Origin of the sequence: Clostridium estertheticum, from assembly GCF_011065935.2 — a bacterium.
Taxonomy (GTDB): domain Bacteria; phylum Bacillota; class Clostridia; order Clostridiales; family Clostridiaceae; genus Clostridium_AD; species Clostridium_AD estertheticum_A.
Genome location: NZ_JAAMNH020000001.1, coordinates 5133030 through 5150044, shown reverse-complemented (window position 1 = coordinate 5150044; position 17015 = coordinate 5133030). Strand labels below are relative to the sequence as shown.

Here is a 17015-nt window from a genome sequence, read left to right as displayed (position 1 = left end):
AAGATAATATGCAAATATAAGGAGGAATACAAAATGGCAAAAGCAAAGTTTGAAAGAACTAAACCACACGTAAATATTGGAACAATAGGACATGTAGATCACGGCAAGACAACATTAACAGCTGCAATAACTGCTGTACTTGCAACTAAAGGTTTAGCACAAGCATCTAGGTTTGACCAAATTGACAAGGCACCAGAGGAAAGAGAAAGAGGAATTACAATTAACACTGCACATGTTGAGTATGAAACAGAAAATAGACATTATGCACACGTTGATTGCCCAGGACATGCAGATTATGTAAAGAACATGATCACAGGAGCAGCACAAATGGATGGAGCAATCCTAGTAGTTAGTGCAGCAGATGGTCCAATGCCTCAAACAAGAGAGCATATACTATTAGCAAGCAGAGTTGGAGTAGGATATATAGTAGTATTCTTAAACAAAGCAGATATGGTAGATGATCCAGAATTATTAGAATTAGTTGAAATGGAAGTTAGAGAATTATTAAGTGAGTATGACTTCCCAGGTGATGATATTCCAATCATAACAGGATCAGCTTTAAAAGCATTAGAAAATGCAACAGACGAAGAAGCGTCAAAATGCATAATGGAATTAATGGAAGCTGTTGATACTTACATTCCAACACCAACAAGATTAACAGATAAACCATTCTTAATGCCAGTAGAGGACGTATTCACAATCACAGGTAGAGGAACAGTTGCTACAGGAAGAGTTGAAACTGGGATACTTAAAGTTGGAGAAGAAGTAGAAATCGTTGGACTCAGCGAAGATAAAAGAAAAGTTGTATGTACTGGAGTTGAGATGTTTAGAAAGCTTCTAGACCAAGCAATGGCAGGAGACAACATCGGAGCATTATTAAGAGGAGTACAAAGAACTGACATTCAAAGAGGTCAAGTACTTTCAAAACCAGGTTCAATACACCCACATGATAAATTTGTAGGTCAAGTATATGTACTTAAAAAAGAAGAAGGCGGAAGACATACTCCATTCTTCGACGGATACAGACCACAATTTTACTTTAGAACAACTGATGTAACTGGATCAATCAAATTACCAGACGGAATGGAAATGGTAATGCCAGGAGACCACATTGACATGAACGTTGAATTAATAACTCAAGTAGCAATGGATGAAGGATTAAGATTTGCTATAAGAGAAGGCGGAAGAACAGTAGGTTCAGGCGTTGTTACTTCAATAGTTAAATAGTAATTTCAAAATATTTATAAACATCAATTGATGAAGATCTATAATAATAAAAGCTTTTATTATTAAGGAGAAGAGGACGCTCTTCTCCTTTTAAATACCATAAAATACATGTATAAATATAAATAGAAATTACCAAAGTAAAAATTATAAAATAATAGTGAAAAAATACTTGTCAAAGCAAATATTATGTTGTATACTTATGAGGTTGTATTGTGGTAACAGCGATGAGGTAAGAGGTTGCCGGACTTCCGGGTTATTCTTCACCGAGCATGTCCTGATCTTGAATCGGGCGACGGGGTTCCTGTGATTGTTCCATGCATTTTTTTGCATGCAACACCCGGAACAGTTTACAGAACATCCGCTGTTGCACGTAAGAAGTAGAGCGTGCGATGAAAAGGAGGGAATATTAATGATTAAACAAAAAATTAGAATCAGATTAAAGGCTTTTGATCACAATATCTTAGATCAATCAGCTGAGAAAATTGTTCAGACAGCAAAAAGTACAGGAGCTAAAGTAGCTGGTCCAGTACCACTACCTACAGAAAAAGATGTCATTACAGTATTAAGAGCTCCACACAAATACAAAGATTCAAGAGAGCAATTTGAAATAAGAACTCATAAAAGACTAATAGACATAATTAGTCCATCACCTAAAACCGTTGATGCTCTAATGAGACTCGACTTGCCAGCCGGTGTTGATATCGAAATAAAACTATAAGCGTACATACAAGTGCGATAAGCGTATAAGTGTAATTCACTGTGCGCAAGTAATAGATAACTATTACTAACTATTATGATCACTTTTGTGGTCCGCTAATAAGTAGGAGGTGTATTTTCATGAAAAAAGCAATAATGGGTAAAAAACTTGGTATGACTCAAATATTTGATGAGAATAGAAGAGTTGTTCCAGTAACAGTTGTTGAAGCAGGTCCATGTGTTGTTATTCAAATTAAAACTATCGAAAATGATGGTTATAATGCGATTAAAGTTGGTTTTGGAGACATAAGAGAAAAATTAGTTAACAAACCAATGCAAGGACAATTTACTAAAGCAGGAACATCTTTAAAAAGATTCGTAAAAGAATTTAGAATGGAAGATACAAGTGCTTATGTAGTAGGTCAAGAATTTAAAGCAGATATATTTGCTGCTGGAGATAAAATTGACGTATCAGGAATTTCAAAGGGAAAAGGATTCCAAGGTGTAATTAAGAGATGGAATGCATCAAGAGGACCAATGAGTCACGGTTCTAAATTCCATAGAGCAGTTGGATCAATGGGAGCATCTTCCGATCCATCAAAAACATTTAAAAACAAACATATGCCAGGTCACATGGGTAATGTTAATACAACGGTAATAAACCTTGAAATAGTTAAAGTAATGGCTGATAAGAACATTATATTAGTTAAAGGTGGTATACCAGGTCCAAACAAAGGTACAGTTGTTATAAGAAATGCTGTTAAAGCGTAACTTTAAAGGAAAGGAGGATGCAGAATGCTTACATTAGATTTATTTAACAAAAAAGCAGAAAAGGTTGGAGATATTCAACTGAATGAAAATATATTTGGAGTTGAAATCAACACAAATGCTATGCACCAAGTTGTAGTAGCACAACTTGCAAATAAAAGACAAGGAACTCAATCAGCTAAAACAAGAGCTGAAGTTCGAGGCGGTGGAATTAAGCCTTGGAGACAAAAGGGAACTGGTAGAGCAAGACAAGGTTCTATTAGAGCGCCACAATGGATACATGGTGGTATAGTATTTGCTCCAAAGCCAAGAGATTACCGTGTTTCAGTACCAAAGTCAATGAGAAGAGTTGCTTTCAAATCAGCTTTATCGGCTAAAGTAGCTGAAAATGAAATGATAGTTATAGATAGTTTAGATTTTGATTCACCAAAAACTAAAGCAATGTTAGAAATTTTAAGCGCTTTTGGAGCTAAAAAAACACTAATAGTTGTTGAAAAATCAAATGAAAACATCTATAAATCAGCAAGAAACATACCTGGAGTGCAAGTATCCCCAGTAAATAACTTAAATGTTTATGACATATTAAAGTATGAAAAATTCATAGTTACAAAGGATGCTGTATCTAAAATTGAGGAGGTGTATATATAATGAAGCTAACTAGCCATGATATTATAAGAAAACCTGTAATTACAGAAAAAAGTATGGCTGTAATGGCTGAAAAAAAATACACCTTTATAGTTGACATTCATGCCAATAAAACTCAAGTTAAAAAAGCAGTAGAAGAAGTATTCGGAGTCAAAGTTGAAAACGTAAGAACTCTAAGAAACATGGGTAAAACTAAGAGAGTTGGAGTTCACGTTGGAAAAAGAGCTGACTTCAAAAAAGCTATTGTTACTTTAACAACAGAAAGCAAAACAATTGAGTTTTTTGACGGAATGTAATTATTAAGCAGGTATTGGCAGAGGCCAGATAAGCGAAGAAAAAGGAGGGAAATCAAATGGCGATTAAGAAATTTAGACCAACCACACCTTCAAGAAGAAATATGACTATGTCTGATTTTGCAGAAATAACAACAGATAAGCCACTAAAATCACTTCTTGTAAGCACAAAAAGGTCAGGTGGTAGAAATAATCAAGGTAAAATAACTGTTCGTCACCGTGGTGGTGGAGCAAAACAAGCATACAGACTAATAGATTTCAAAAGAACTAAAGATGGTATTCCAGCAAAAGTTTCTACAATTGAGTATGATCCAAATAGATCTGCTTACATAGCTCTTGTTGTATATGCTGATGGTGAAAAAAGATACATAATCGCTCCAGTAGGATTAAAAGTTGGAGATGTAATTGTATCAGGTGCTGATTCTGACATAAAAGTTGGAAACACTCTTCCAATAAGTAATATACCTTTAGGTTCTACAATTCATAATATAGAACTACAGGTTGGAAAAGGTGCTCAACTTGTTAGATCTGCAGGTTCTTCTGCACAGCTTATGGCTAAAGAAGGAGAATATGCTCAGGTAAGACTTCCAAGTGGTGAAGTAAGATATATTAGATTAAACTGTAGAGCTACTATAGGAACAGTTTCTAATGTAACTCATGACATTGTTAACATAGGTAAAGCAGGAAGAAAGAGACATCTAGGTTTCAGACCTACAGTCAGAGGTTCTGTAATGAATCCTAACGATCATCCACATGGTGGTGGAGAAGGTAAATCACCAGTAGGTCACGCTAGTCCGATGACTCCTTGGGGTAAACCGGCACTGGGATATAAAACTAGAAAAACTAAAAAATACTCTGACAAGTTCATTGTTAAGGGAAAAAATAAGAAATAGTTTGGGGAGAATTTTATTTCTCTTCGAATCTATGGTTAAGTTTTATGAAGGGAGGCCACAAAAGTGAGTAGATCAGTTAAAAAAGGACCATTTGTACAAGAAATTCTGCTTAGCAGAATAAATGAAATGAACAAAACTGGCGAGAAAAAAGTTATAAAAACTTGGTCAAGAGCTTCTACTATTTTTCCTCAAATGATAGGGCATACTATTGCTGTACATGATGGAAGAAAACATGTACCAGTTTATGTACTAGAAGATATGGTAGGACATAAATTAGGAGAATTCGCTCTAACTAGAACGTTCAAAGGACATATTAATAAGGAAAAAACAAGTAAAGTAAGATAGTGTGGAAGGAGGAAACAATCAATGGAGGCTAAAGCTATAGCTAAATATGTCAGAACATCCTCAATGAAAATGGGAATTGTTCTTGATTTAATAAGAGGTAAAAATGTAAATGAAGCTTTTGCTATATTACAATACACTTCCAAAAATGCAGCTGAAGTAATAACTAAAGTACTAAAATCAGCTGTTGCAAATGCAGAAAATAATTTAAATCTAGATGTTAGTAGATTATATGTTAATAATGCCTATGCATGCCAAGGTCCAACACTTAAGAGATTTAGACCACGTGCACAAGGAAGAGCTTATAGAATAAGAAAAAGATCTAGCCATGTAACTATAACAGTTACAGAAAGATTATAAGAAGGAGGGATATAACTTGGGACAAAAAGTAAATCCACACGGCTTTAGAGTTGGTGTAATAAAAGATTGGAATTCTAAATGGTACGCAGATAAAAAGAATTTTTCAGATAATCTTGTTGAAGATTTTAAGATTAGAGAATTCTTAAAAAGCAAACTCTATACAGCTGGAATTTCTAAGATCGAAATCGAAAGAGCTGCTAAAAGGGTTAAAATCAATATACACACTGCTAAACCAGGAATGGTTATTGGTAGAGGTGGTTCAGGAATTGAAGTTATAAAACAAGATATGAAAAAACTTGTAGAAGATAAAAATGTTTTAATTAATATAGTAGAAGTAAAACAAGCAGAAAACAATGCTCAATTAATGGCAGAAAGTGTTGCTTCTCAATTAGAAAAAAGAATTTCTTTTAGAAGAGCAATGAAACAAACAATTCAAAGAGCTATGAGAACTGGTGTAAAGGGAGTTAAAACTGCATGTGCAGGAAGACTTGGTGGAGCAGAAATAGCTAGAACAGAACACTATCATGAAGGTACAATTCCATGCCAAACATTGAGAGCTGATATAGATTATGGATTTGCAGAAGCAAATACTGTATACGGAAAAATCGGCGTTAAAGTTTGGGTGTATAGAGGTGAGGTTCTTCCTACAAAGAAAATCGTTAAGGAAGAAGTAAACGCGTAGAAGTGTAAGGAAGGAGGAATAAAACATGTTAATGCCTAAGAGAACTAAACATCGTAAGGTTCATCGCGGTAAAATGCGAGGAAAGGCTACAAGAGGAAACTTTATTGCATACGGTGATTATGCATTGCAAGCTACAGAATGTGGTTGGGTTAAAAGTAACCAAATAGAATCTGCCAGAGTTGCTATCAATAGATATGTAAAAAGAGGAGGTCAGGTTTGGATAAAAATCTTCCCTGACAAGCCAGTAACTGAAAAACCAGCTGAAACTCGTATGGGTTCCGGTAAAGGATCGGTAGAATATTGGGTAGCAGTTGTTAAGCCAGGCAGAGTATTATTTGAAATTGCAGGAGTAACAGAAGAAGCAGCTAGAGAAGCAATGAGACTTGCTTCACACAAACTTCCAATCAAAACTAAGTTTGTATCTAGAAAAGATTTTGAGGAAATGGGTGGTGAACTCAATGAAGGCTAATGAATTAAATGAATTAAGACAAAGTAATCCTCAAGATTTGCAAGTGAAAATGTCTGATTTAAAGGCAGAATTATTTAACCTTAGATTTCAGTTAGCTACTGGCCAACTAGAAAATCCTATGAGAATCAAACAGGTTAAAAAATCTATAGCCCAAATTAAGACCATCCTTAGACAGGAAGAAATAAGGTCTTTAGAACAGTAAAACTGAAAGGAGGTTGCTCTTGTGGAAAGAAATAACAGAAAAACAAGAATCGGTAGAGTAGTTTCTGATAAAATGGATAAGACAATAGTTGTCGCAATTGAAACAAAAGTTCGTCATCCATTATACGGAAAAATAATTAATAAAACAACAAAATTTAAAGCTCATGATGAAAATAATGAAGCTCAAATTAACGATAAAGTTTCAATTATGGAAACTAGACCATTATCCAAGGATAAAAGATGGAGAATTACTGGGATAGTTGAAAAAGCTAAATAGTATTTCAGTTTAAGAACTGGAAGGAGGGTATTTGATATGATACAACAGCAAACTAGATTGAAAGTTGCAGATAATTCTGGTGCAAAAGAAATAATGTGTATTAGAGTATTAGGTGGTTCCAAAAGAAAATGGGGAAACATCAGTGACACAATAGTTGCCAGCGTAAAAAGTGCAACACCAGGTGGAGTTGTTAAAAAAGGTGAAGTAGTTAAGGCAGTTATAGTTAGATCAGCAAAAGGTGTAAGAAGAGCAGACGGAACATACGTGAAATTTGATGATAATGCAGCTGTTATTATTAAAGATGACAAAACCCCAAAAGGTACTCGTATATTCGGACCTGTTGCAAGAGAGTTAAGAGATAAGGACTTCAGTAAGATCTTATCACTAGCGCCTGAAGTTCTATAAGATAGGAGGTGTCTAATATGGCAGTTAAAAAAATGCACGTGAGAAAAAAAGATTCAGTAATGGTTATTTCAGGTAAAGACAAAGGCAAAATAAGCGAAGTCTTAGCTGTATATCCTAAAACTGGAAAAGTTTTAGTGAAAGATGTTAGTGTAGTTACAAAACATCAAAAACCTAGCAAACAAAACATGCAAGGCGGAATAGTTCACAGAGAAGCAGCTATAAATTCTTCTAAAGTTATGCTATATTGCACAAAATGCAAAAATGTAACAAGAATAAATAGCAAAATTTTAGATGATGGAACTAAGGTTAGAGTTTGCAAGAAGTGTGGAGAAACATTTTAATTTCTGAAAGGAGGTTTAACATATGAGTTCAAGACTACAAGAAAAATACGAAAATGAAGTAGTTCAAGCTTTAATGGAAAAATTCGGGTATAAAAACATAATGGAAGTACCAAAACTTGAAAAAATAGTTTTAAATATGGGAGTCGGAGAAGCAAAAGATAATTCTAAAGTTTTAGATGCAGCTGTTAGTGATATGCAACTTATAGCAGGTCAAAAGCCAGTTATAACAAGAGCAAAGAAATCAATAGCTAATTTCAAACTAAGAGAAAACATGCCAATTGGCTGTAAAGTTACATTAAGAAAAACTCAAATGTTCGAATTTGCTGACAAATTAATGAACGTTGCATTACCTAGAGTTAGAGATTTTAGAGGAGCTTCTTCTAAAGCATTTGACGGAAGAGGTAATTATGCTATAGGTGTTAAAGAACAACTTATATTCCCTGAAATAGACTATGATAAAATTGATAAGATAAGAGGAATGGATATAATATTCGTTACTACTGCAAAGACAGACGAGGAAGCAAGAGAGCTATTAAGATTCCTTGGAATGCCATTTGCTCAATAATAAGGAGGGAAACATATGGCACGTAAGGCATTAATAGAAAAGTGGAAAAAAGAACCTAAATTTTCAACTAGAGCTTATACAAGATGTAGACTTTGTGGGAGACCGCATTCTGTATTACAAAAATTTGGTATATGCCGTATCTGTTTTAGAGAACTTGCACACAAGGGAGAAATTCCTGGTTGCAGAAAAGCAAGTTGGTAATTAGAACATTCTAATGAAAGGAGGCACAAAAAATGGTTATGACTGACCCAATCGCAGATTTGCTAACACGTATAAGAAACGCAAATGTTGTAAGACACGAAATAGTAGAAGTACCTTCATCAACTATAAAGAAGGAAATTGCAAATATAATGCTTCAAGAAGGATATCTTAAAAACATTGAAGAATATAATGATGGCGTTGTTCCAATGATGAGACTTGCAATGAAATATGGTCAAAACAAGGAAAGAGTTATCACTGGTCTTAAGAGAATATCTAAACCAGGACTTAGAGTATATTCTAAAAATGAGGATATACCAAAAGTATTGAATGGACTCGGAGTTGCTATAATATCAACTTCAAAAGGATTAGTAGCAGATAGAGATGCTAGAAAATTAGGACTTGGCGGAGAAGTTATTTGTTACATTTGGTAGTACGATAATTCTAAGGCATAACGAAATGGTTTGTTATGTACATAGTAATAATAGATAATTTAGGGAAAATCAAAATTGTTATGTGCTCAGAGTAATATAGAGAATAAACAATTGAGAATTGGTTAGTACTTAAAAGGAATATAGGAAACATAGCAGTTAGTAATTGTTATGTGCCTGAAAAACAATACAGGAGGTGTAAGTATGTCAAGAATCGGAAGGCTTCCAGTAGCTATACCTAATGGAGTAACTGTTACAGTTTCAGCAACTAATGTTGTTAATGTAAAAGGACCGAAAGGTGAGTTAACTCAAAACATGAGTCCAAAAATGATTATAGCTATAGAAGACAATACTTTGGTAGTTACAAGACCAAGCGATGTAAAAGAGCATAGAGCTCTTCATGGACTTACAAGATCATTAATTAATAATATGGTTATTGGAGTTACAGAAGGATACCAGAAAACACTTGAGTTAGTTGGTGTTGGTTACAGAGCTCAGTTAAAAGGAGCTAAAATAACATTAAATCTTGGATATTCACATCCAGTTGAAATAGATGCAGTTGCAGGAATCCAATTTGAACTACCTGATGCTAACAAAATAATAGTAAAAGGTATCGATAAACAATTAGTTGGAGCTGTTGCAGCAGACATTAGAACTTGGAGAAAACCAGAACCTTACAAAGGCAAAGGAATCAGATATTCTGATGAAGTTGTTAGACGTAAGGAAGGTAAAACAGGTAAATAAGTAGGAAGGAGTGAATGATGTGTTCAAGAAAGAAGATAGACAAAAGTCAAGAGTTAAGCGTCATCTTAGAGTACGTAAAAAGATTTCTGGTACAGCACTAAGACCAAGACTTGCTGTATATAGAAGTGAAAAAAATATATATGCTCAAATAATAGATGATGTTGCTCAAATCACATTAGTTTCTGCTTCAAGCATAGATAAAGCTTTCGAAGAAAAAATAGGAAGCAATAAAGAAGCAGCAAAATTAGTAGGAAAAATGATTGCTGAAAGAGCACTTGAAAAAGGAATAGATGAAGTAGTATTCGACAGAGGTGGATATGTATACCACGGTAGAGTACAAAACCTAGCTGAAGGAGCAAGAGAAGCAGGGCTTAAATTCTAAGAGAAGGAGGGAAACACATGAAAATAGATCCTAGCACATTAGATCTTAAAGAAAAAGTAGTTAATATAAACAGAGTTGCTAAGGTTGTTAAAGGTGGAAGAAACTTCAGATTCAGCGCACTAGTTGTCGTTGGAGACGAAAACGGACACGTTGGCGTTGGAATGGGTAAATCTGTAGAAATTCCTGAAGCAATTAGAAAAGGAATAGAAGATGCTAAGAAGAATTTAGTAACAGTATCTATGGTTGGAACAACAATTCCTCATATTATTGATGGTAAATTCGGTACTGCAGTTATACACATAATGCCTGGTGCTGAAGGTACAGGAGTTTTAGCCGGTGGACCAGTTAGAGCAGTTCTAGAATTATCAGGATTAAAAGATGTTAGAGCTAAATCTTTAGGCTCTAGTAATGCAAGAAATGTAGTTAATGCTACTATCGATGGCTTGTCAAGATTAAGAACAGCAGAAGAAGTAGCTAAATTAAGAGGCAAGACTGTAGAAGAAATATTAAGATAGGAGGGGAAAACCTTGGCTAAAGTTAAACTAACATTGGTTAAAAGCTTAATAGGTAGAAAAAAAGAACATATTGCTACTGTTAATGCTTTAGGATTAAGAAAAATAAGAAAAGAAATAGAGCACGAGGAAACTCCTCAAATCAAAGGTATGATTAACAAAGTTAGTTATCTATTAAAAATAGAACAAGTATAAAAACGAGGAGGTGTTGACATGAAGCTTCATGAGCTAAGACCTGCAGAAGGTTCAAAACAATCTCCTAAGAGAATCGGTAGAGGTACCGGATCAGGATGGGGAAAATCTGCGGGAAAAGGTATGAAAGGACAAAACTCTAGATCAGGTGGAGGAACAAGACCAGGTTTCGAAGGTGGTCAAATGCCTTTATACAGAAGAATACCTAAAAGAGGTTTCACTAATATTTTTGCAAAAGAATATGCATGTATAAATGTAGATAGACTGAATATATTCGAAAATGGTACTGAAATTACACCAGAATTGCTATTAGAGAGAAGAGTCATAAGAAAAGTATATGACGGAGTTAAGATACTTGGAAATGGTAACTTAGAAAAGAGTTTAACTGTAAGTGCAACAAAATTCTCTAAAGCAGCAGCTGAGAAAATTGAGGCAGCTGGAGGAAAAGTTGAGGTGATATAAATGTTATCAACCCTACGTAATGCCTGGAAAATCCCGGATTTAAGAAAACGTATGATATTCACACTACTTATGGTTGCAATTATTAGGATGGGTATTTTCATTCCTGTTCCTGGTGTAGACGCTAGCAAACTTCTAGCTTTAACTACTAATGGAGGTACATTATTTAGTTTTTATGATATGCTTTCAGGTGGTGCATTTGGTAAGTTTAGTATTTTTGCTATGGGTGTTGGTCCATACATAAATGCATCAATCATAATGCAATTACTTGTAATAGCAATTCCTTACTTAGAGCAACTTTCTAAAGAGGGTCTTGAAGGACGCAAGAAGATACAGGATTATACAAGATATGCTTCAATAGTACTTGGAGCGCTACAAGCCTTTGGTATGTATGCAATTATTTCAGGTACTGGTGCATTCTCAAGTAATTCTAGTTTAACCATATTTTTAGTGATACTAACGATGACAACTGCATCAACATTTTTGGTGTGGATAGGGGAACAAATCACTGGTAAAGGTATAGGAAATGGTGTTTCATTAATAATATTTATTAATATTATATCAGGGTTACCTAATCTAGCGTATAAAATCGCTGGACTCCAGACGGCAGGAACTGTAAATTTTGTAGAGGTTATAATGTTTATTGTAGTAGCTATAGCATTATTAGTAGCAGTAGTAATAGCAAGTTTAGCTGAAAGAAGAATTCCTGTTCAATATGCTGGAAAGTCAGTTGGAAACAAAACTTTCAAAGGACAATCAACACATATTCCAATCAATGTAAATGGATCTGGAGTTATCGGTATAATTTTCGCAATGTCAGTAATGACATTCCCAGAAACAATAGCGCAAATTAAACCGACATCTGCAATTGCAAAATTCATTACAGGAAGTCCGTGGAGCATTTTTGAAAAGAATAGTTGGAAATATATCGTGGTATATTTTGTTTTAGTAGTATTCTTTACATGGTTTTATACTCAGGTTACATTTAAACCAGATGAAATGGCTGAGAATATGCATAAATCATCAGGCTTTATACCAGGTATTAGACCAGGTGGGAATACCGCAACTTATATCGATATGGTATTGACTAAGATTTCAATACTTGGAGGAACTTTTGCGGCTGTTATAGCTATATTCCCTATTATCATAGAGGGATATACTCACTTTAAGGGAATATACTTTGGAGGGACAATGTTACTAATCATGGTAAATGTTTGTCTTGAGACGTTAAGGCAACTTGAGTCACAATTAGTAATGCGTCATTACCAAGGATTCCTTAGATAAATTATTACCAGGAGATGATACTATGAGAATAATCTTGTTAGGTCCTCCGGGAGCCGGAAAAGGAACGCAAGCAAAATCCATAAGCAATAAATTCTCCATACCACATGTATCAACAGGGGATATATTCAGAAAGAATATTTCAGAAAAAACCCCTCTTGGAATCGAAGCTAAGAAACATATTGATAAGGGACACTTAGTTCCTGATGGATTGACTATAGATATAATCGTGGATAGGTTAGATAATGAAGATTGCATAAATGGATTTTTATTAGATGGCTACCCGAGGACTGTCAAGCAAGCTGAAGCCTTAGAAACTATATTGGAAGAAAAAGGTAACCGTCTTGATACTGCATTATTAATAAAAGTTCCTAGAGAATTTATTCTCAATCGAATGACTGGTAGAAGAGTTTGTCTTAACTGTGGTGCTAGCTATCATATTACATTTAATCCACCAGAAATGGACGGGAAATGTAATCTATGTGGATCATCTCTTGTACAAAGAGCTGATGACAGTGAAGAAACCGTTAGTGAACGGTTAGACATATATGATGCCCAAACGCAACCATTGATAAAGTACTATGGTGACAAAAACTTATTATCAGTAGTTGATGGAACACAAGCGATTAATAGTGTATTTGAAAGTATCTGTAGTATCTTAGGAGAGATATAAAAGTGATAAACATAAAAAGTGATATGGAAATTCAATATATGAGAAGTGCAGGTAAAGTGGTTGCTGTAGCCCTTGCATTAATTGAAGAAGTAATAAAACCGGGAATAACCACTGCAGAAATAGATAAATTAGCTGAAGAGTTCATAATAAAACAGGGTGCTAAACCATCTTTTAAAGGTTATTGTGGATTTCCAGCTTCCATATGTACATCTGTTAATGATGAAGTGGTTCATGGAATTCCAACTAATCGGATTTTGCTTGAAGGAGATATAATTAGCATAGATTGTGGTGCCATATTAAATGGCTATCATGGAGATGCTGCTAGAACTTTTCCAGTAGGAAAAGTATCGAATGTTGCCGCAATGCTCATTGAGATCACTAAAAATAGTTTTTTCAAGGGCGTTGAAAAAGCTATAATCGGCAATAGATTATCAGACATATCTGTTGCAATTCAGTGTTATGCTGAGGAGCATGGATACGCTGTGGTTAGGGATTTCGTAGGTCATGGAATTGGAACATCAATGCATGAAGATCCAGAGGTTCCTAATTATGGTACTCCAGGTAGAGGTCCTAAATTAGTTCATGGTATGGTACTTGCAATTGAACCTATGATAAATATAGGAAAGCATTATGTCAAAGTAAAGGCCAATAGATGGACGGTAGTAACTAGAGATGGCAGTTTATCTGCACATTATGAAAACACTGTTGCTATCCTAAAAAGTGGTCCTGAAATATTAACTTTGAACTAATAGAGGTGAATGGTTTGGACGAAAATACCCTTATAGGTAAAGTTGTAAATTCTAAAGCGGGAAGAGATATGCACAGAAAATTTATTGTGGTAGGAATACTAAATAGTGAGTATGTGTATATCGCTGATGGAGATTTAAGAAAGATTGAAAAACCTAAAAAAAAGAAGGTTAGACATCTGGATTTTACAGGCATTGTAGCTGAGGAAGTTAAAGATTTAATTTTATCTAAAGAAGAGGTTACTAATTCTAAAATTAAAATATTTTTGCGGTTTGCAGATATTCGTAAGGAGGTTTGATTACCTTATGTCAAAAGATGATATAATTGAAATGCAAGGTGTGGTATTAGAAACTTTGCCCAATGCAATATTTCAAGTTGAGCTTGAGAGTGGGCATAAAATATTAGCTCATATTTCAGGTAAGTTAAGAATGAATTTTATAAGAATACTACCAGGCGATAAGGTTACAGTAGAACTTTCTCCATATGATCTCACTCGTGGGAGAATTACTTGGAGAGATAAGTAATAAGGAGGGTTAGCTATGAAAGTAAGGCCATCAGTTAAACCTATGTGTGAAAAATGTAAGGTTATTAAACGAAAAGGAAGAGTAATGGTTATCTGTGAAAATCCTAAGCATAAACAAAAGCAAGGTTAATAAGTTTTATTTACAGATGGGTTTAGTTAAGTATTAAATGTAAAAATTAATATATTAATAATAAATCACATTAAGTCGTTTTATAGCTTACAGATGTGATAAAATTAGAACAACAAGTATCTAGGAGGTGTAAACAGTAAATGGCAAGAATAGCGGGTATTGACCTACCAAGAGAAAAAAGGGTTGAAATAGGCCTAACATATATATTTGGTATTGGATTACCAAAATCACAAGGAATTCTTAAAGCAACAGGAGTAAATCCTGACACAAGAGTTAAGGACTTAACTGAAGAAGAAGTTAATGAATTAAGAACATACATCACCAAGAACTTTATAATTGAAGGTGACTTAAGAAGAAAAGTTGCATTAGATATTAAAAGATTAATGGAAGTTGGATGTTATAGAGGAATTAGACATAGAAAAGGTCTTCCAGTAAGAGGACAAAAAACTAAAACTAATGCAAGAACAAGAAAAGGCCCTAAGAAAACAATGGCGGGCAAAAAGAAATAGTAAGGAGGGAATAAAATGGCTCAGAAAGTTAAAAGAAGTAGAAGAAAAAAAGAGAAAAAAAATATTGAGCACGGTTGTGCTCACATAAAGTCTACTTTTAATAATTCCATCGTTACACTTACAGATGCAGCTGGAAATGCTTTATCTTGGTCTAGTGCAGGTGGATTAGGTTTTAGAGGTTCAAGAAAGAGTACTCCTTTTGCAGCTCAAATGGCAGCAGAAGCTGCTACAAAAGCAGCAATGGAGCACGGTTTAAAGAGTGTTGACGTATTCGTTAAAGGACCTGGAGCAGGTAGAGAAGCGGCGATTAGATCACTTCAAGCGGCTGGATTAGAAATTACATTAATCAAAGACGTTACTCCAATTCCACATAACGGATGTAGACCACCAAAAAGAAGAAGAGTATAGTAAACAGGAGGTGTAATTTGAATGGCAAGATATACTGGAGCTACTTGTAGGCTTTGCAGAAGAGAAGGTATGAAGCTAAACCTTAAGGGTGATAGATGCTTCACAGATAAATGTGCATTTTCAAGAAGAGGCTATGCACCGGGACAACACGGTCAAAGCAAGAAAAAAATGTCTAACTATGGATTACAATTAAGAGAAAAACAAAAGGCTAAGAGGATTTATGGAATACTTGAAAGCCAATTTAGAAGATACTATGATAAAGCTGACAAGTTAAGAGGAATAACTGGTGAAAACCTATTAAAACTTCTAGAAGTGAGACTTGATAACGTAGTTTACAGATTAGGTTACGGAAATTCAAGACAAGAAGCTAGGCAACTAGTAACTCACGGACATTTCTTAGTTGACGGTAAAAAGGTAGATATTCCTTCTTACAGTTTAGTAGCAAATCAAGTGGTATCTGCATGTCCAAAGAGCAGAGCTACTGAGAAGTTTAAGGTTTTCGTTGAAAATCCTAAGACTTTACCAAATTGGTTATCAGCTAACTTAGAGAAATTTGAAGGAACAGTTATTTCAATACCAACTAGGGAAGATATAGATGTTCCTGTTAATGAGACGCTAATCGTCGAGTTATACAGCAAATAGTCATTAGTATAGAATCAGTTGCCCTCATTATAAGTTGCCAATTAAAAAAGAGGAGGGTTTAGTATGTTAGAAATAGAAAAGCCAAAAATAGAATGTGTAGAAACCGCTGAAGATGATTCATATGGTAAATTCATAATTGAACCATTAGAAAGAGGTTATGGTATAACACTAGGTAATGCTTTAAGAAGGATTCTTCTTTCTTCATTACCTGGAGTTGCTACAAGTGCAGTTAAAATTGATACAGTACTTCATGAATTTTCCACAGTTAAAGGTGTTAAAGAAGATGTTACAGAATTAATTCTGAACATCAAAAGCTTAGCATTAAAAATGAATGGAGAGGGTCCAAGAACTGTTTATATTGATGCTAAAGGACCTGGAGTAGTTACTGGAGCAGACATTAAAACTGATGGAGATATAGAAGTTGTTAACGATGATTTACATATAGCAACATTAGATGATGGTGCTAAACTATATATGGAACTAACTGTTAACAAAGGTAGAGGATATGTGTCTCAGGCTAAAAATAAGACAGATGAATTACCGATAGCTACTATACCAGTAGATTCTATCTATACTCCAGTTAAGAGAGTGAATTTTGCTGTAGAGAACACTAGAGTAGGCCAGATTACAGATTATGATAAATTAACTATTGAAATTTGGACTAATGGAACCATTAGACCAGACGAAGCTATTGGTTTATCAGCTAAAATACTTATTGAACACTTTAAGCTGTTTATGACATTAACAGATCATGCTGATAATGTTGAAATAATGGTTGAAAAAGAAGAAGATAAGAAAGAAAAAGTTCTTGAAATGACTATTGAAGAATTAGATCTTTCTGTTAGAAGTTATAATTGCTTAAAAAGAGCTGGAATCAATACAGTTCAAGAATTAACAGAGAGATCAATGGACGATATGATGAAGGTCAGGAATTTAGGTAAAAAATCACTTGAAGAAGTTGAACAAAAACTTCAAGCACTAAGCTTGAACTTAAAGCTAAGTGAAGAGTAAGGAGGTAGA

The 17015-nt window shown here is 34.5% G+C and carries 32 protein-coding genes; all 32 read left to right on the top strand.

Annotated features, from left to right (window positions below; genetic code table 11):
• Positions 1-33 precede the first annotated feature (33 nt).
• The 32 genes from tuf to G9F72_RS24410 all read left to right on the top strand — a co-directional run bounded on the left by tuf (position 34) and on the right by G9F72_RS24410 (position 17006).
• Entirely contained in the window at positions 34-1227 is a 1194-nt protein-coding gene (gene tuf, locus G9F72_RS24565) for an elongation factor Tu (RefSeq protein ID WP_164959260.1), read from the top strand.
• Positions 1228-1636: 409 nt separating this feature from the next.
• Positions 1637-1945 carry a 30S ribosomal protein S10 gene (gene rpsJ, locus G9F72_RS24560; RefSeq protein WP_071614633.1) on the top strand — a complete coding sequence of 103 codons (309 nt, stop codon included), beginning with the start codon at positions 1637-1639 and terminating at the stop codon, positions 1943-1945.
• A gap of 119 nt (positions 1946-2064) precedes the next feature.
• Positions 2065-2694 (top strand): 50S ribosomal protein L3, encoded by a 630-nt coding sequence (gene rplC / locus G9F72_RS24555; RefSeq protein ID WP_164959259.1) that lies wholly within the window; start codon positions 2065-2067, stop codon positions 2692-2694.
• A gap of 24 nt (positions 2695-2718) precedes the next feature.
• A complete protein-coding gene (gene rplD, locus G9F72_RS24550) occupies positions 2719-3339 on the top strand; it encodes a 50S ribosomal protein L4 (RefSeq protein WP_164959258.1) in 621 nt (206 codons plus the stop codon).
• Entirely contained in the window at positions 3339-3632 is a 294-nt protein-coding gene (gene rplW, locus G9F72_RS24545; protein WP_164959257.1) for a 50S ribosomal protein L23, read from the top strand. Before rplD ends, rplW begins: the two co-directional genes overlap by 1 nt.
• Positions 3633-3688: 56 nt before the next feature.
• Positions 3689-4522, top strand: a complete 834-nt coding sequence (rplB, locus tag G9F72_RS24540) for a 50S ribosomal protein L2 (protein ID WP_164959256.1) — start codon at positions 3689-3691, stop codon at positions 4520-4522.
• 63 nt (positions 4523-4585) lie between these two features.
• Complete coding sequence (gene rpsS / locus G9F72_RS24535; RefSeq protein ID WP_164959255.1) at positions 4586-4867, top strand: 30S ribosomal protein S19; 282 nt, start codon at positions 4586-4588, stop codon at positions 4865-4867.
• Between the two features lie 21 nt (positions 4868-4888).
• Positions 4889-5224 carry a 50S ribosomal protein L22 gene (gene rplV / locus G9F72_RS24530; RefSeq protein ID WP_164959254.1) on the top strand — a complete coding sequence of 112 codons (336 nt, stop codon included), beginning with the start codon at positions 4889-4891 and terminating at the stop codon, positions 5222-5224.
• 16 nt (positions 5225-5240) lie between these two features.
• On the top strand, positions 5241-5906 hold the full coding sequence (rpsC, locus tag G9F72_RS24525; protein ID WP_164959253.1) for a 30S ribosomal protein S3: 666 nt from the start codon (positions 5241-5243) through the stop codon (positions 5904-5906).
• Positions 5907-5931: 25 nt separating this feature from the next.
• A complete protein-coding gene (gene rplP, locus G9F72_RS24520) occupies positions 5932-6375 on the top strand; it encodes a 50S ribosomal protein L16 (RefSeq protein ID WP_164946781.1) in 444 nt (147 codons plus the stop codon).
• Positions 6365-6577, top strand: coding sequence for a 50S ribosomal protein L29 (gene rpmC, locus G9F72_RS24515; RefSeq protein ID WP_164951487.1), 213 nt, complete (start codon positions 6365-6367; stop codon positions 6575-6577). Before rplP ends, rpmC begins: the two co-directional genes overlap by 11 nt.
• Positions 6578-6598: 21 nt before the next feature.
• Positions 6599-6853: a 30S ribosomal protein S17 gene (rpsQ, locus tag G9F72_RS24510; RefSeq protein ID WP_125002874.1), complete on the top strand. Its 255-nt coding sequence runs from the start codon at positions 6599-6601 to the stop codon at positions 6851-6853.
• A gap of 36 nt (positions 6854-6889) precedes the next feature.
• On the top strand, positions 6890-7258 hold the full coding sequence (gene rplN / locus G9F72_RS24505) for a 50S ribosomal protein L14 (protein ID WP_164959252.1): 369 nt from the start codon (positions 6890-6892) through the stop codon (positions 7256-7258).
• Between the two features lie 17 nt (positions 7259-7275).
• A complete protein-coding gene (gene rplX, locus G9F72_RS24500) occupies positions 7276-7599 on the top strand; it encodes a 50S ribosomal protein L24 (RefSeq protein ID WP_216300933.1) in 324 nt (107 codons plus the stop codon).
• Between the two features lie 22 nt (positions 7600-7621).
• Positions 7622-8164, top strand: coding sequence for a 50S ribosomal protein L5 (gene rplE, locus G9F72_RS24495; RefSeq protein WP_164959251.1), 543 nt, complete (start codon positions 7622-7624; stop codon positions 8162-8164).
• 15 nt (positions 8165-8179) lie between these two features.
• Positions 8180-8365 (top strand): type Z 30S ribosomal protein S14, encoded by a 186-nt coding sequence (locus G9F72_RS24490; protein ID WP_125002882.1) that lies wholly within the window; start codon positions 8180-8182, stop codon positions 8363-8365.
• A 32-nt stretch (positions 8366-8397) separates the two neighbouring features.
• Positions 8398-8796: a 30S ribosomal protein S8 gene (gene rpsH, locus G9F72_RS24485; RefSeq protein ID WP_164959250.1), complete on the top strand. Its 399-nt coding sequence runs from the start codon at positions 8398-8400 to the stop codon at positions 8794-8796.
• A gap of 201 nt (positions 8797-8997) precedes the next feature.
• Positions 8998-9537, top strand: coding sequence for a 50S ribosomal protein L6 (rplF, locus tag G9F72_RS24480; protein WP_164959249.1), 540 nt, complete (start codon positions 8998-9000; stop codon positions 9535-9537).
• A 19-nt stretch (positions 9538-9556) separates the two neighbouring features.
• Positions 9557-9919, top strand: a complete 363-nt coding sequence (rplR, locus tag G9F72_RS24475) for a 50S ribosomal protein L18 (protein WP_164959248.1) — start codon at positions 9557-9559, stop codon at positions 9917-9919.
• A 17-nt stretch (positions 9920-9936) separates the two neighbouring features.
• A complete protein-coding gene (gene rpsE, locus G9F72_RS24470) occupies positions 9937-10434 on the top strand; it encodes a 30S ribosomal protein S5 (RefSeq protein ID WP_164959247.1) in 498 nt (165 codons plus the stop codon).
• Positions 10435-10446: 12 nt separating this feature from the next.
• Positions 10447-10626 (top strand): 50S ribosomal protein L30, encoded by a 180-nt coding sequence (rpmD, locus tag G9F72_RS24465; protein WP_164959246.1) that lies wholly within the window; start codon positions 10447-10449, stop codon positions 10624-10626.
• A gap of 18 nt (positions 10627-10644) precedes the next feature.
• A complete protein-coding gene (rplO, locus tag G9F72_RS24460) occupies positions 10645-11085 on the top strand; it encodes a 50S ribosomal protein L15 (protein WP_164959245.1) in 441 nt (146 codons plus the stop codon).
• The gene (gene secY / locus G9F72_RS24455) at positions 11086-12366 is read left to right on the top strand and encodes a preprotein translocase subunit SecY (protein ID WP_164959244.1); all 1281 of its coding nucleotides are present in this window, start codon (positions 11086-11088) and stop codon (positions 12364-12366) included.
• A 22-nt stretch (positions 12367-12388) separates the two neighbouring features.
• Positions 12389-13036: an adenylate kinase gene (locus G9F72_RS24450; RefSeq protein WP_164959243.1), complete on the top strand. Its 648-nt coding sequence runs from the start codon at positions 12389-12391 to the stop codon at positions 13034-13036.
• 2 nt (positions 13037-13038) lie between these two features.
• Complete coding sequence (map, locus tag G9F72_RS24445) at positions 13039-13785, top strand: type I methionyl aminopeptidase (RefSeq protein WP_164959242.1); 747 nt, start codon at positions 13039-13041, stop codon at positions 13783-13785.
• Between the two features lie 14 nt (positions 13786-13799).
• Positions 13800-14081: a KOW domain-containing RNA-binding protein gene (locus G9F72_RS24440; protein ID WP_224676245.1), complete on the top strand. Its 282-nt coding sequence runs from the start codon at positions 13800-13802 to the stop codon at positions 14079-14081.
• A 7-nt stretch (positions 14082-14088) separates the two neighbouring features.
• Positions 14089-14307, top strand: coding sequence for a translation initiation factor IF-1 (gene infA / locus G9F72_RS24435; RefSeq protein ID WP_125002904.1), 219 nt, complete (start codon positions 14089-14091; stop codon positions 14305-14307).
• Positions 14308-14322: 15 nt separating this feature from the next.
• A complete protein-coding gene (gene rpmJ / locus G9F72_RS24430) occupies positions 14323-14436 on the top strand; it encodes a 50S ribosomal protein L36 (protein WP_021122033.1) in 114 nt (37 codons plus the stop codon).
• Positions 14437-14576: 140 nt separating this feature from the next.
• Positions 14577-14945 (top strand): 30S ribosomal protein S13, encoded by a 369-nt coding sequence (rpsM, locus tag G9F72_RS24425; RefSeq protein WP_164959241.1) that lies wholly within the window; start codon positions 14577-14579, stop codon positions 14943-14945.
• Positions 14946-14960: 15 nt separating this feature from the next.
• On the top strand, positions 14961-15353 hold the full coding sequence (gene rpsK, locus G9F72_RS24420) for a 30S ribosomal protein S11 (RefSeq protein ID WP_125002908.1): 393 nt from the start codon (positions 14961-14963) through the stop codon (positions 15351-15353).
• 21 nt (positions 15354-15374) lie between these two features.
• The gene (gene rpsD, locus G9F72_RS24415; protein ID WP_164959240.1) at positions 15375-15995 is read left to right on the top strand and encodes a 30S ribosomal protein S4; all 621 of its coding nucleotides are present in this window, start codon (positions 15375-15377) and stop codon (positions 15993-15995) included.
• A gap of 63 nt (positions 15996-16058) precedes the next feature.
• Complete coding sequence (locus G9F72_RS24410; RefSeq protein WP_164959239.1) at positions 16059-17006, top strand: DNA-directed RNA polymerase subunit alpha; 948 nt, start codon at positions 16059-16061, stop codon at positions 17004-17006.
• Positions 17007-17015 lie beyond the last annotated feature (9 nt).

Bases quoted from the DNA above. Each gene is read 5' to 3' on its own strand.
- tuf (WP_164959260.1), top strand. From the start codon at position 34: ATGGCAAAAGCAAAGTTTGAAAGAACTAAACCACACGTAAATATTGGA.
- rpsJ (WP_071614633.1), top strand. From the start codon at position 1,637: ATGATTAAACAAAAAATTAGAATCAGATTAAAGGCTTTTGATCACAAT.
- rplC (WP_164959259.1), top strand. From the start codon at position 2,065: ATGAAAAAAGCAATAATGGGTAAAAAACTTGGTATGACTCAAATATTT.
- rplD (WP_164959258.1), top strand. From the start codon at position 2,719: ATGCTTACATTAGATTTATTTAACAAAAAAGCAGAAAAGGTTGGAGAT.
- rplW (WP_164959257.1), top strand. From the start codon at position 3,339: ATGAAGCTAACTAGCCATGATATTATAAGAAAACCTGTAATTACAGAA.
- rplB (WP_164959256.1), top strand. From the start codon at position 3,689: ATGGCGATTAAGAAATTTAGACCAACCACACCTTCAAGAAGAAATATG.
- rplV (WP_164959254.1), top strand. From the start codon at position 4,889: ATGGAGGCTAAAGCTATAGCTAAATATGTCAGAACATCCTCAATGAAA.
- rplP (WP_164946781.1), top strand. From the start codon at position 5,932: ATGTTAATGCCTAAGAGAACTAAACATCGTAAGGTTCATCGCGGTAAA.
- rpmC (WP_164951487.1), top strand. From the start codon at position 6,365: ATGAAGGCTAATGAATTAAATGAATTAAGACAAAGTAATCCTCAAGAT.
- rplN (WP_164959252.1), top strand. From the start codon at position 6,890: ATGATACAACAGCAAACTAGATTGAAAGTTGCAGATAATTCTGGTGCA.
- rplX (WP_216300933.1), top strand. From the start codon at position 7,276: ATGGCAGTTAAAAAAATGCACGTGAGAAAAAAAGATTCAGTAATGGTT.
- rplE (WP_164959251.1), top strand. From the start codon at position 7,622: ATGAGTTCAAGACTACAAGAAAAATACGAAAATGAAGTAGTTCAAGCT.
- G9F72_RS24490 (WP_125002882.1), top strand. From the start codon at position 8,180: ATGGCACGTAAGGCATTAATAGAAAAGTGGAAAAAAGAACCTAAATTT.
- rpsH (WP_164959250.1), top strand. From the start codon at position 8,398: ATGGTTATGACTGACCCAATCGCAGATTTGCTAACACGTATAAGAAAC.
- rplF (WP_164959249.1), top strand. From the start codon at position 8,998: ATGTCAAGAATCGGAAGGCTTCCAGTAGCTATACCTAATGGAGTAACT.
- rpsE (WP_164959247.1), top strand. From the start codon at position 9,937: ATGAAAATAGATCCTAGCACATTAGATCTTAAAGAAAAAGTAGTTAAT.
- rplO (WP_164959245.1), top strand. From the start codon at position 10,645: ATGAAGCTTCATGAGCTAAGACCTGCAGAAGGTTCAAAACAATCTCCT.
- secY (WP_164959244.1), top strand. From the start codon at position 11,086: ATGTTATCAACCCTACGTAATGCCTGGAAAATCCCGGATTTAAGAAAA.
- G9F72_RS24450 (WP_164959243.1), top strand. From the start codon at position 12,389: ATGAGAATAATCTTGTTAGGTCCTCCGGGAGCCGGAAAAGGAACGCAA.
- infA (WP_125002904.1), top strand. From the start codon at position 14,089: ATGTCAAAAGATGATATAATTGAAATGCAAGGTGTGGTATTAGAAACT.
- rpmJ (WP_021122033.1), top strand. From the start codon at position 14,323: ATGAAAGTAAGGCCATCAGTTAAACCTATGTGTGAAAAATGTAAGGTT.
- rpsM (WP_164959241.1), top strand. From the start codon at position 14,577: ATGGCAAGAATAGCGGGTATTGACCTACCAAGAGAAAAAAGGGTTGAA.
- rpsK (WP_125002908.1), top strand. From the start codon at position 14,961: ATGGCTCAGAAAGTTAAAAGAAGTAGAAGAAAAAAAGAGAAAAAAAAT.
- rpsD (WP_164959240.1), top strand. From the start codon at position 15,375: ATGGCAAGATATACTGGAGCTACTTGTAGGCTTTGCAGAAGAGAAGGT.
- G9F72_RS24410 (WP_164959239.1), top strand. From the start codon at position 16,059: ATGTTAGAAATAGAAAAGCCAAAAATAGAATGTGTAGAAACCGCTGAA.